Raw genomic sequence first — 13348 nt, forward strand, 5'->3', positions numbered from 1 at the left:
CGGACAGCACAAGCCGTGCGGATGAAGCTGCTGCGCCAACCACAACGTGCAGGCTTCGGCATCTAGGAGATCGTTAAGGGGAAAGTCAATCATTCCCTAAGCTTACCCCTGGCGATGCAAACTGACTACACATGAGCCAAAAATGTACGTGCGCGTCGTTGAAGCCGGGCACAACGCGCTTGCCTTTCAAATCAATGACGCGCGTGTTCGCCCCAGCCAGCTTGCGGATTTGCGCGGTCGTGCCGACGGCGACGATGTGATTGCCGAGACAGGCGATGGCTTCGGCTTCGGGCTGCTGCGCGTTACCCGTCCAGATTTTGCCGTTAAGCAAAATCAGATCGGCGCTCAGCGGCGCGAAAAACGGCAGGAAACTAACGAGCAAAAGACACGCGGTTAGATTGCGTCTCATCGGGTTCTCCGGTTTGTGAGTTGCGTGAATTGAACCTCAAGCGGCGCCGAGGGTAACACAGCTCGCGAGGTTGAACCGTTGTGGCCCCACACTTCAACGTGCGACAGGCCAACAGACAACTCATTTTGCCAATTGCGAGTGTTTTGTCTGCACGGTTTCCCAGGCAAAACGGCGGCAATTTGTCAGATGAATGACCGGCTGTATTCCTAAAGCCGCAGCAAAATACACTTGCCGCTAGAACAGTGTAGCAACTCAACGCCGCTTTCAATTCGATGAAATGCGGCTAAACCCATACTTGACAGTAAACAGAAAGAGGAGGAGCAATGGCACAAAGAAAAATCAAGACCGTTGATGGGCAACGCTTCGAAGATCATTGCGATCGCTTTCAGGAACGTAATGACTGCATCTTGTACAAGCAAGGGCTCTTTAACACGGTGAAAATCAACAAGCGAAACATTTCTACGGATAACATCCACGGTGCTGCCGGAGAAATGATGATTCTTGTATTGATGGTGTTGGGTGTATTGATGGCAGGGTTTGTAATTCTGAGTAACTCTGCCAGGTAACTCCCCGCTAACAACAAACTGGGTAGTGGCTAAATCGAGTGGGACGGCTTAGCGGTGTAACCATAGCCACTACCCGCGTTTACTCTGGGGAAAGCGCGGGCTTTCACCCGATCTCTAACCGGTACCCTTTCCCCCGCAAAGTGGTGATGCAGTTGCTGGGCAATCCGCTTTGCTCTAACCGTATTCGCAAACGTTTGATCATAGCGTGCAGCGCGTCATCGGTGGGACTGTTGCCGCGTTGATATTCGTCAGGGTAGACCACGGCAACAATTTCATCCTTGGTACGTAGGCGGCCAGGCTCTAAACAAAGATACTCCAACAGCAGCAACTCTTTCCTCGTCAGAGGCGGAACCATTTGTTGCCCGCCCACCCAAACTTCGCCCGCCGTATCAATCCGAATTGGGCCGGCTTGAGTTTTGGTCGAGTGAGCGGCGCTGGCTTTCTGCGCTGCAATATATTCGGTGAACAGGACGCCGAACGGGCGGGTTATTTGATTTTCCTCTTTAACCAAATGTTTGAGCCGCAACCGCCTGCCCGCTTCGGCGTTGCCGGGGGCAGCCTTCCGCTTAATAACGAGGTCACGCAAGACAGTACGCTCATCCTCGCCCAGGCCATCCCAGAGCTTGCCGCATTCCGTGCGCACATCGTCTACTTGAAGCAGTCCGGCAAGCGCCTGTTCATCGCTTTCCGGCAAGCTCACTTGGCCTTTCACCAGAGCCAAACAAGCCGCCTTCAACAAACCCGGATGCCCGCCAGTCAAGCCAATCAAACGCTCGCTTGTTTCCACCGGCAAGCCTACGCCATAACGTCCCGCGACACGCTGAAGTAAGCCGAGCGCATCCTCTCTCTCATAAGGGCCAAGCCCCATAACATTCGCCGAGAACAGTTCATAAAATTCCTCGTGTTCCGCCCCTAAACGCAACTGCGGCAACTCTTCACGCGTGAACACCAGATACGAGACACGATATTTGTGCTCATCGCGCAGCGCACGCAGATGAACGAAGAAGTGCGGATTGAACGTCTGATAGGCTTCATCGAATTGATCGAAGAGGCAAACCAAATGCAGGTCGGGATCGGAGCCAAGCACCGCGCTTACCGCGTGCCCAAAAACACGCCGGCAGGCTGCCGCGTCAGCGGATTGCTGAATGAACTGCGTAATACCAGCCACGTAATCAATAACATCCTGCTCAATCACCTGCTGCTCACACTCAACCAAGAGCCGTTCGGAGAGCAATTCATACGCGGCGCGCTCGGACAACTCAGACAACGCGTGCGAATCTGCGGCAAGGAAAAGGTAGCGCTGCAAGGCATCGCTCAAATAGTGTTGCCGCACAGCCGGCGTCAGCAAATGGCGAAACAAATTGCTCTTGGCCATACCGCTAACACCAATCAGCGAACAGGAATCACCCGCACGCACACACCGGACGACCTGTTCGACCAGCGGTTGGCGGTAAGTTAGCGGATGCGTTTTCAGATTGGCGGCTTGTGTGTTTACGTTGAACATACCTGACCTTGTTATTGTTGTTGCCGACGTCTTTTCGACTCCGCAATGGCCTTCAAAAGTTGCGGCCAGCCATCCTCCTGATAGAGCTGGATGGCATGATACTTCGCTAAACGCTCTGGCAAATCACATTCTTCCAACATAACAGGAATGATGAAGATGTCGCGCGGCAACATCTCTTGAACTTTGTCGACCGCTTGATTGGCCTCTCGTTGAAAAAAGCCGCGTTTTCCAACCGAGTTTTTTGAAAGACATGAAATGAAAATCGCAGAGTTTTCAATCGCCAGTTTAATACTGCCATTCCAATCCTCTCCCCCAACAAGCTCCTTATGATCTATCCAAGGCTCATGCCCTGCATCTGATAGTTGTTGATACAACCTATCAACTTTATCCCTGTCTTCACTGGCGTAGCTAAGAAAGATTTTCTTTTTCGCTTCAGAAGGTGAATTCGCCTTACGCGCGGCGGTCTGTAGCCGTTCGCAGATCATCGCTGCTGAAAGGAGCGCGTGGTATTGCGCAATACTTTCAGAGGGTTTCGCGCTATCGGCTGAAGTGAAACCTATCATCCGTTTGAGTGCTAAGAAGAGCAGGGCGATGTGATATTCATGCACTTTCTCGACATCGGTGAGTTGGCAGGCCAGTGAGCGCAAATGCTGAATGGTCTCGAGTGCGCGGGTTTGCACTGGTGTGGGATGTTTGAGCAACCCTACAATCGGCTCCCGCAATGATTTCGGCGTGAGCAACGCTTCCTCAAGATCGTAACGCTCTCGTAGGCTGTTAGATTGCAGTAAAGTAAATTTGATGTCGCTCTCCAGTTCAGCGAAATCACGCAGAATATGCCCCCAGCCTGTCTTATAAAAATCTATCAACCAGATACGTTCTGCATCGCCAACCACGATGTTGCCACTGTGTAAATCGCCGTGCGTAATAGCAACCTGAGCAGGCGGAGGGAAGAAATCGCGCCTAGCCTTGCTACTATGCTCTTCCAGAGCAAACAAAACAGGGTTGGGAAGTATAATTTGTTGCCTGTCGGCGATTTGAACCTGTAAGTGGCCATCCTTTAGTAAAAACATCGATGAATTGCCTAGTGTTTGCTGCTGCGCTAGCTGGCCGAATTGATTTTTTAATTCGGCCACATGCGGCTCATCTAAAAGGTTGAGATAGCCACGATACAAACGATCTAATGGCTCTCGCTCATTTTTTGCGAGCCTCCGCTTGCCGCCATACCAGTTTTTGCAACTCACTTGAAAAAGATAGCTAACCACCTTCTTGATTTGCTCAACGCTCACTATCTCATCATTGTAGTAATCGAGAAAAGCCCTTACCGAAGGAGCCTCCTTGCCAACAAATGAATAAGCAATGGCCCCCATCTCACGTGACCAAACCGGACCAAGTTCCAGTCTTGCGCGGCGCTCTACGTGTGGTTCTACAAATTCCTGATAGTTCAATTGTTCTAGGCTGATACTCTCTCGCGGGCCGAACTTGACTGCAAAGCTTGTGCCTGGAACGTTGTTTCGATCCTGCTGAGCTAAAGCGACTGTACAATGCCCATGCCCAGGAATTGCACGCAAGAAATTGACTTTGCTGGCCTTAGAAAAGAGGCGACAAGTCAAATCTCTCAGGACACGCTCTGCTTTCTGCTTGGCTTCACCTTCGCGGTTCCGAAACATCTTTAACTGATCAACCAAAGTTGACCAGGAGAATCCCTTTTCGCGAGTTATCTCAGGATGGGAACCAAAACCAAGGCGCGTTTGAAAAGCCTGTTGAATCGCATCCAGAACTTTCTCCGGGCCATCGCCCTTACGGACAAAACGCACCGCTAGCGAGTCACCCCGTTCGTTTGGCTCAAGCATCTCGCAAATAGCCTTCTCTGCTGCTTCTGGATTGGGGAATGGTTGCCCTGTGAGAATAATCTTGATAATTGAATGATCGAGCCTTTTGGCAAGCCGCAAGCCGCTGTCATCACTCTCGTCGCTGTCATCTCGGAGTCGAATATCAATTACAGCCACATGAATAACCTCTTCCTCACAATACCTCTCAGCCTGTTCTTCGTTTTCAGCAGTTAGTACCATATAACCTTGGGCTTCCAGGTAATCTCTGTTAGAGGCAAGAACATTGGGCTTATTATCAATAATTAAAACTACTGGTTCACACATATCAGTCTCCCCTCAGTTGGCGATATCGGCTAGCGGCAAATGAAAGATGAAAGTAGTACCGCTAGCATCTGAGTGATGCAACCTAATGTCACCGCCGCAAGCGAACAGGTAGATACGAGTGAGCAATAGGCCCATCCCGCTGCCAGCCTGATGAGCGCTGGGCACACGGCGAATGAAGAGTTGCTCTTGAATCTCAACAGGAATTCCACTCCCGGTATCTGCGACCTTGATGTAGGCACGCGCTGCAGCGACATAGCCCGAAAATGAAAGTTGCCCACCTTTCGGCATAGCCTTGATCGCATTTTGAATCAAATGATCGGCGACCTTCTGCAAAAGCTCTTCGTTGGCGAACACAGGCGGCATGCTATCCAGTTGAATAGCGATCTCTATGTGTTTCTGTTGCAGATCACTTTCACGGCGTTTCCTTGCATCCCGCAAAATGTGCGCCAGCACAATCGGTTGTTTTTCGGTAGAGTCAGTAGGCATGCCTGGAATCAAGGTAGCAACCTTTTCAGCCGTCTGCTTGATGCGTTCGACAATTTCCGTAACTTTTGGGCTGAGATTGGAGGCGCAAGCAAGAAGTTTCAAGCTTTGGGCGTCTGCTCGAAGACTATAAGTCTCGTTTGCCGCATCGTGTGCCCAAGCTGACATCGCAGCAAGAGAAACGGCGGCATCGCTGGCCGATTCAAACCGCTCAAACTGGCGAGCGGTTTGAATGGCAATCCCCGCTTGTTGAGCGAAGATATTCATCCAAGTCAATTCTGACTGAGTAAACACATGGCGCGATAAAAAATTGACGAACATTACTCCAACTGGCTCGTCGCCAACTAGCAAAGGGACGCCGGCCGCCGAGGCAATGCCTTCACGCCGCACAAAACCATGATCAAGTACATCATCCCCTAACACATCATCCGCTGAGTGAAGTCGTCGCAAGTTAAGAACCCTGTAGATAGCAGATGCCGAGAGATTTGGGCTAATCCAAATTTTCTCAGGCTCCCGAAGAAATCCTGCGTAGACAGGCTGTTCATCAATAACTCCAGTGTTTGGGTTATAGGGGTAAATGATTGCAATATCTGATCCAATGCCCCCATTCTTATCTACTGCTCCATCAACAACCCTCTTCAGCGTAGCTTCCAAATCGAAGCGTTGCTTGATGTCTTGAACATTGCCTAACAGATTCAAGCTTTGGGCATTTTTGTACGCCATGGCATTGGCTATAGCAGAGACAACTTCGTTAGCGAAAGCTATGCACAGGTTTTGTTGCTCCTTGTTATAAGCATCTAGCTGTTTACTATCAACCGCAAGCAAACCAATCAGCACTTTGCCGTACAGAAGCGGAACACCAAGCCAAGTACGTATGTGTTCAGTATGATATTCTTCCGCCTGCTGCCAAAAATGAGAATAACTCGACCGTAAAACATCAGGAATAAACAAGGGCATTTGTGTATTTACGATATCAAAATCTGGGAATTGCGGATTGATGGGGAAAGATAACTGCATCACTTCACGCTTGGCCTCGCCTTCGAATCCATCACACGCAACAACCTTAAACACATCGCCAACTTTGAGTTGAATCGAAGCCGAATCATAAGGTAATAGCTTCTGCAATTGAACCAACACTTTTTCGAGGACATCATCAAGCACCAAAGTCGAATTGACGACCCTCGAAACCTCTTGCAAACGGCGTAAAGCTCTAGTTTTCCGGCGTAGAGCTGTAGTTTTCTTGGTGACCTGATCGTAAAGCTGAGCGTTTTTAATCGCAATCGCAATTGCCGCAGCCGTCTGAGTAAGAATGCGGAGATCGCGATCATCGAAAGCATCCAAATTTGCGCTTTCAATGTTTAGCACGCCGAATGTTTTGTCACGGTAAATAAGCGGGGCCGCAATCTCGGAGCGGCTTCCTTCGGCGCTCTTGATATAGAGAGGCTCTTTACTAACATCTGGAACGATTTTTGGTTGGCCGGTTCTGGCAACTAATGCAGTCACTCCAGCCGTTTCATCGTTGATTTTAATCCTACGAGTACGGATGACATCCTCTGGATATTGGTTAGCGCGCTCAATATACAACTCGTTCGTGCGTTGATTTTCTAAGAGCACAGCGCAAGTCGTATACCCGAACCGCTGGCGGAGGTTTTCTAGGATGGTATCAAGCAACTGATCATACTTCAGCACTGAGACGAGCGTCTGCGCCATCTCGCCCGTAGCGTCGCGCTCTTGTAAAAGCTGCTCGTTCTTTTTCAAAATCCGGGCCTTTTCAATCTCAGCACCTGCCAGCCTGCCTATGCGAGCAAGCAGTTCTGAATCCGACGTCGTAAATGTTCGACCATCGCTGGCGTCATGTATGACTAAAACCCCCAGCACATTAGAACCAGAAACAATTGGCACACCAACAACAGCCTGAAGTTGATAATCCTCGAAATCTGGCAGCCGATTTTGCCATTCACTGTAATTGGAAACGGTAAATGGTTCCAAGCTGGTTAAAACCTCTCCAACCAAGCCCTCATAACGGCTCAATCGTTTGCCCTCCATTGCTCTCGAACTTACATCAGTAGCAGCTACTTCCAATTGCGTTTCATCCTCATCAACCAACAAATAAACAGCTCCGCTAGTTGCGCGAAGAAACCCAGCAGCACGATCGGCCACAGCATGCAAAAATTCTTTGAAATCTGAGATTTCAGCCAAGCTAGATATCCCATGCGAAATTCGTGTCTTCTCTATTTCTGCCCCAGCTAACTTACCAACGCGCACAAGAAGTCCTTGCTCTACCCCATTGAATTCACGTCCTTCTTGCCGATCATGCACAACTAAGACACCTAATAACCGAGAGCCGGAAATGATAGGCACACCTACAACTGCCGTAAGATGGAGGTCGTCCAAAACTGTCAATCGTTGCTCCCATTCCCAATAATTGGGAACAGCCACTCGGCGTTCTAAACGTAACACTTCCCCCAATAAACCTTTGTGGCTCTGAAGTAACTTACCTTCCTCAAACGCCAGGATACCCGTCACACCAGCCACTTCGACTTGTTCGCCATCTTTGGTTAACAGGTAAACGGCCCCGCCAACTGCGTGGAGAAACTTGGCCGCACGCTCAGCCACAAAACGGCATAAATTTTTGTAGTCGTTGAACTCAGCCATTTCAGCAGCCATTTGATTGAGTTCATATAACTGCAACACTAAGGCCTTCTCTTCTTGTTGCAGCCTCTCTTTCTCAACTGCAATGGCTACCTGATCCGCCAGCACTTGCAGTAACCTCCATTGCTCTTTAGCGAGCACGACTTGATTCTTACTGCCAAGAGTGACAATCCCGTGTAACTTCCTATTACTTCGCAATGGGAGAATTGCAAAGAACTTGAGATCCTTTCGCACCAAGGCTCGACTCAACCCTGAGTGTTGCGCCAGGTCATCAAAGATGATTGGTTCATTGGCATTGAAAACCCCATCACGTATTGCTTTCGGTAAATCTGCCAATGACTTCTCTACTCTCTTCCCCAAGCCACGTTCTATATCAAAGCTCAGGGTTTGCAAACGATCATCAAAAAAACCAATCGTACATGTGTCCAGTTCAAGTAACTTGTAAAGATCGTCCACAACTATGTTAAGCACCCGATCAAGGTTGTCTTCTTGGCGAGTAGCGGTAAGCGTTTCATAGAGATGGGAGAGAATTCTCAAACTCTGCTCTTGTTGTTCATGGAAGAGGGCATTCTCAACAGCCAGGGCAATATGACTAGCGACAGTTTGTAGCAATTCATAGTGATCTTGGGTAAAGGCATCTTGCTGGTCGCTCTGCGCGCAAATTGCACCAATAACCCGGCCACCGCTGATAAGCTGGATTCCAATCAATGCCCGACTTGGCGGATATATCAAATTGATTCGCTGAATCAGCGACTGTCTTTCGGCTGCATCTAAATCATTGTGAAACTGCGATCCGTTTTTGATGATGTGCCCCGTTAATCCCCATTGTTGTTTATCGCTCAAAGGGCGCGGCTCCAATTTAATTCCTTCTTTCCGGCTACCAAACACCCAGAGGAAACGAAACTCGTCACGGGGCTCGTCATAGATAGAGATATGCAAAAGATCAAGATTCGGAATTAGTTTGGCCGTGCGCTCACAAATCTGCCGGGCAATTTCCTCAGGGTTGAGACTCCGCGTAGCGGCCTGGCTCACATCCAGAATCTTTTCCAGCAAGTCGCGCTCTCGCTCAACGGCCTTCAACCTCCGCCGCTCTGCCGCAGCGCGGATGTATACAATCAGTTCTTCATCACGCAATGGTTTGAGGACGTAATTGCAAGCCCCCTCCCGCATCGCCCGCAAACCATCATCCACATCTCCAAAGCCAGTAATAATAATTACCTCGACACCGGGGTGAGATGATTGAATACTCTTCATCACCTCAATTCCATCCCGCCCCGGCCCAAGCCGCATATCTATCAGCGCGACGTCATAATCACCCTGTGCAGCCGCCACGCAGGCCAACGCTTCGTCACCATCGCCCGCGCAATCAACTGCAAATTGGTAAGTGCGGCGAAGTTTTTCGGCCAGCCACTCGCGCGCATCAACTTGATTGTCAACAAACAGGATGCGGATCGGATTAGTCATACTGTGGCTCCTTCCATACTGGGTAAGACGAGCGGTAACTCGATGAGAAAGATTGTGCCAACCGTCATCACGCTTTCTTCCACGCTGATTCTGCCACCCATGGATTCGACCAGCCCGCGCGTGATGAAAAGACCGAAGCCATTCCCTTCACTCCGGGTCGAGAAACCCAGCTCGAAGATGCATTCCAGATGCTACTGATGAATGCCGGGGCCGGTGTCGGTCACGCGCAGTTGTAAGGGCAGGCGGCTGTCTTGGCTGGCGAAGCGGCTCTGGATGAGCACCTCCCCGCTACCTCTGGCAAGTTGAGTATGCTGAATGGCGTTGAGCGCGACATTGACAAGCACCTGCTCCACACGCACGCCTACGGCATAGGTAGTGGGGAGATTGTTGTCGGTATCAGTGACGACACGCACGCTGTAACCTTCCGCAATCGGCGTCAGGATGCTGACGGCCCGGTGGATCACTTCGTTGAGGTTGACCGCTTCACGGCTTTCGGGGCTGACCATGCCGAGGTAAAGCCGCATGATCTTGTGCATGGCACGTCCGTTTTCTTGCAGGCTGCGGATGCAGGTTTGCATTTCGCTTAATCGGCCTTGCGCGTCGCTCTGTGGCAGTGCGGCGGCGCCTGAAGAACGCTGTTCGATGGCGTTGTAATCAAAGGCGAGTGTTTGCGTGTCATTGAGAATACTGCTCAACCGGTTATTCAGTTCGTGCACCAGATGCGAGCCGAGTTGGCCGGCAAAGACGGACGGCTGCATCTGTTGGATCACCCGCTCGGCCTCTTTGCGGGCCATGAGTGCGGCCATTAGTTCGGCGGCGGTTTCAGCTTTTCTGAGGCATTCAGTAGTGAAATGCCCTTTGCGCGAATGGAACAGAAAGAGGCCGTATTCGCGTTGCCCGAAGCCTTTGACCGGCAGGCCGATGCAGGAGGCGAAATTGACAATGTCCAGATGCTTAAACTTTTGCGGGTTGCGGGTGGTGTCAGATTCGTAAACGGTCTGGCCTTCGTGAATCACCTGTTCGATGGGGGTCGCTTGCAGGGTGTATTTCGATCCGTCGTAGTTGGACAGCCGCGCGCCGGTGTGCGCGAAGACGCTTACCTGGCGTGTGGACAGGTTCATATGGAAGAGCACACAGGATTCCGCTTTTGTGATGCGCTGCAATTCGCTGAGTTTTTCGTTGAGCGAGCGGAGCAAATCTTCGCTCGCCAAGGTCATTTCGCCAAGCCGCCCCGCCTCGATTCCCGGCAAATCGGGCATCGGGGTCTCATCCCAATCTTCCCGGCCTGCGGCCAGTTCGGTCAACGTATGATGGAGCCGCGCGAATTCTACGGGCTTGATGAGCGCGCCGCGTGCGCCCGCCGCGCGCGCTTCGGTTTTGACGTTGTAATGCTGGGCCAGCCAGTTGATCCCGGTGACGATCACGACCGGCAGCTTGGGATGTGCGCGGGTCAAACGTTGCGCAGCCTCTGTCCCGTTGAGTTTGCCCGTGCCGAGTTCGTGATCCAGCAAGAGCAGGTCGAAAGCTCGCTCGGCGCAGAGGGCGATGGCCCGTTCAGCATTATCGCAAGTTTCAACTTGATGCCCCAGCCGATTCAGCAGCCGTTGCAGTGAATGCCGAATGCTGGGGTCGTCATCCACCAATAAAATCCGTGGGAATCTGGCGGCCAACTCCGCCCAGGCGTCTATTTCGACCGCTTCGCTTTGTGCACCCGCGCGCCGCTCTTGAAACCAGTTTAAGAGGAGTTGTCGCTGCTCCTGGTTCAACAAATCACCGAGCGGGAAGCCGGAGGGCTTGCGCTCAAGCTCGGCCAAATGCTGCCTGAGGCTCAAGCGCAATTGACGCGCGGCGGGATCAATGTGAGTGACCACAGCTTGGACGGTGTCGCCAACCCACAAGACATCTTCAATTCGTTCGGGCGGGGCTTGGCTTACTTCCTGCAACGGGACAAGGCCGGTTATGGCCGGCTCCAACTCCACAAAGGCCCCGGCCCGCGCAAGGCTAACGATTTTGCGACGCAGAACTTGCCCGACTTGATAACGCCGGTAAATGTCAGCCCAAGGATCGCGCTCAGCTTGCCGCAGGCTGAGTTCCAGGCGCGGATGAGGCCGCACACGATCTACACCCAGGACTAACACTTTGACTTCCTGGCCCACTGACAACAGGGCGGCAGGCTCGGGTTGGTCTTGCGCCCAGGAAAGCTCGCGGCTGCGAATGATGCCCGCCATATCATTGGGTAATCTTACGATGGCCCCAAAATCGGTGAGTACCTGAACCTGCGCTGTCAATTGTGCGCCTTTCGGATAGCGCCGGTTGAGATCGGTGATGATAGCTGTCTCTGCGTCCAAACATGCTCCTTAGCCAACAGTCCGCGCGTAATGATTCATATTGCATGGAATCACGTGGGAAGCCGTATCCTAGTACGCGCTATTAGCGCCTACCTGTCAGGAAGCCGACATTCCAGCAACGAAACCGTCAATGCGCGAGATTGGAGAATGTGGTCTGGCTAAAGCTCTGTTTTGTGCCGGGCAACCAGCTATGACGATTGATTGCCCCTCGGTTCGATGCGCACGAGTTGCGCGGGTTCTTCCAGTTGCAATGTGGCGTGGTCGAGCGCGAATTCTTGCGCCAGCAACTTGCGCAATTCGCCCAGGATGCGCGTGCTCTGGCGGCAATCGCCGACGACGACGTGGGCGGTGATGATGTGGCGGCTGGAGGTGAGCGTCCAGATGTGCAAATCGTGGACGGCTTGCACGCCGGGGACAGCCAGCATGGCCTGTTCAATCGTTTTGGGATTGAGGTGCGAGGGCGCGCCTTCGAGCAAAACGTTGACCGATTCGCGCACCAGACGGATGGCGCTGAAAATGATGAGCAAACTGATGATGACGCTAAAGACCGGATCGGCCCAGTACCAGCCGCGCCAGACGATCATGACACCAGCTAGCACGGCGGCGACCGAACCCAGTAAGTCGCCAAGGACGTGCAGGAACGCGCCGCGCACATTCAAGTTGTCGTCGTGGTTGTGCGAGAGCAGCTTGGCCGAAATCAGATTGACCAGCAATCCGCCCAATGAAACGCCAATCAGCGCCCAGGCATTGACGGCTTCGGGCTTTTGCAATCGTTCGTAGGCCTCGACGCAAATCAGCAGCGAGAGCACGATCAAAGCGACACCATTCGCCAGCGCGGCCAAGATTTCCAGGCGGTAAAAGCCGTAGGTTTTATTCGGCGTGGCGGGGCGCGAGGCAAAGCGCACAGCCAGGAATGAGAGGGCCAGTGCGGCGACGTCGGTGAACATATGCCCGGCGTCAGAAAGTAGCGCGAGGCTGTTGGCCCAATATCCGCCCGCCACTTCGGCCAGCATATAGACGAAAGTCAGCGCCAATACGATCAGCAGCGTGCGTTGCGGCGCGCCGTGGCCGTGGGCGTGACCGTGGGCGTGATCGTGAGGGTGGGCGTGCTCGTGTTGGTGCGCGGGTGCAATCATTGGACGGATGTTAGCGCAAGACGCGGGTGGTGGATAGCGGCTTAGTCCGGCAAAACTTCGTAATAGCGTTCGCCCGCACAAGCGCGGCAGAGCGTTTGGCCAGCGCGCAAGATTTCGCGCTGATCGTTGACGCCTTCGCCACATTGCGCGCACAACACGCGGCTGGTCGGATGGCCGGGGCGGTCGGCTTCAGGCAAGGTGACGCGGACGTGTTCGACTTTGAAAAGCCGTTCATCGGGCAGCGTTTGATAGGCTTCGAGTTGTTGGGCTTTTTTTGTCGGCAAATGGGCGAAACATTCTTTGGCAAGTTCGCGCGAGGATTCCAGTGCAATGACGCGAATGGCCTCGCCTGTTTCGGTATTGAGAAAGGTCGCGGCCAGTTTGCCGAAGTCGCGATACTTGAGTGTACGTTTGCCCAGGCGGCAGCCGGTGACGGTGTTGATCGCATCGGCGGCGCAGCGGTCAATCTCTACGAAAACGATCAGGCGTTTGCCAACTTTGGGTTCTTCGATGCCGATCTGGCGGCAGCCCAATATCGCCATCCGCACGCCGAGCACCTGTCCCGGACACATGTGACCGTGATTGTGCTCGGCTTCGCTCAGGTATTCCGCCAGGGTTTTCATCGCGACTCTC

At 52.4% G+C, this 13348-nt stretch carries 10 protein-coding genes; 2 read left to right on the top strand and 8 right to left on the bottom strand.

The window, feature by feature from the left end; translation table 11 throughout:
* Positions 1 to 85 precede the first annotated feature (85 nt).
* The gene (locus HY011_24400) at positions 86 to 409 is read right to left on the bottom strand and encodes a hypothetical protein (protein MBI3426083.1); all 324 of its coding nucleotides are present in this window, start codon (positions 407 to 409) and stop codon (positions 86 to 88) included.
* Positions 410 to 732: 323 nt separating this feature from the next.
* Here HY011_24400 and HY011_24405 point away from each other — a divergent pair, with 323 nt between their 5' ends.
* On the top strand, positions 733 to 975 hold the full coding sequence (locus HY011_24405) for a hypothetical protein (protein MBI3426084.1): 243 nt from the start codon (positions 733 to 735) through the stop codon (positions 973 to 975).
* A gap of 103 nt (positions 976 to 1078) precedes the next feature.
* Here HY011_24405 and HY011_24410 read toward each other — a convergent pair whose 3' ends face one another.
* Positions 1079 to 1906: a winged helix-turn-helix domain-containing protein gene (locus HY011_24410; protein MBI3426085.1), complete on the bottom strand. Its 828-nt coding sequence runs from the start codon at positions 1904 to 1906 to the stop codon at positions 1079 to 1081.
* A gap of 63 nt (positions 1907 to 1969) precedes the next feature.
* Between HY011_24410 and HY011_24415 the strand changes: the two genes are divergently transcribed.
* Positions 1970 to 2434: a hypothetical protein gene (locus HY011_24415; protein ID MBI3426086.1), complete on the top strand. Its 465-nt coding sequence runs from the start codon at positions 1970 to 1972 to the stop codon at positions 2432 to 2434.
* Between the two features lie 56 nt (positions 2435 to 2490).
* On the opposite strand, the gene HY011_24420 is transcribed toward HY011_24415, so the two are convergent.
* From HY011_24420 to HY011_24445, 6 genes are all read right to left on the bottom strand, one after another.
* Positions 2491 to 4632: a TIR domain-containing protein gene (locus HY011_24420; GenBank protein MBI3426087.1), complete on the bottom strand. Its 2142-nt coding sequence runs from the start codon at positions 4630 to 4632 to the stop codon at positions 2491 to 2493.
* Between the two features lie 12 nt (positions 4633 to 4644).
* A complete protein-coding gene (locus HY011_24425; protein ID MBI3426088.1) occupies positions 4645 to 9231 on the bottom strand; it encodes a GAF domain-containing protein in 4587 nt (1528 codons plus the stop codon).
* The gene (locus HY011_24430) at positions 9228 to 9419 is read right to left on the bottom strand and encodes a hypothetical protein (GenBank protein MBI3426089.1); all 192 of its coding nucleotides are present in this window, start codon (positions 9417 to 9419) and stop codon (positions 9228 to 9230) included. The genes HY011_24425 and HY011_24430 overlap by 4 nt, the downstream gene beginning before the upstream one ends.
* Before the next feature lie 3 nt (positions 9420 to 9422).
* Positions 9423 to 11579 (bottom strand): S1 RNA-binding domain-containing protein, encoded by a 2157-nt coding sequence (locus HY011_24435; GenBank protein ID MBI3426090.1) that lies wholly within the window; start codon positions 11577 to 11579, stop codon positions 9423 to 9425.
* Positions 11580 to 11767: 188 nt separating this feature from the next.
* Positions 11768 to 12715, bottom strand: a complete 948-nt coding sequence (locus HY011_24440; GenBank protein ID MBI3426091.1) for a cation transporter — start codon at positions 12713 to 12715, stop codon at positions 11768 to 11770.
* A gap of 41 nt (positions 12716 to 12756) precedes the next feature.
* Positions 12757 to 13338, bottom strand: coding sequence for a TraR/DksA C4-type zinc finger protein (locus HY011_24445; protein ID MBI3426092.1), 582 nt, complete (start codon positions 13336 to 13338; stop codon positions 12757 to 12759).
* Positions 13339 to 13348 lie beyond the last annotated feature (10 nt).

Source organism: Acidobacteriota bacterium, from assembly GCA_016196035.1.
Lineage (GTDB): Bacteria > Acidobacteriota > Blastocatellia > RBC074 > RBC074 > JACPYM01.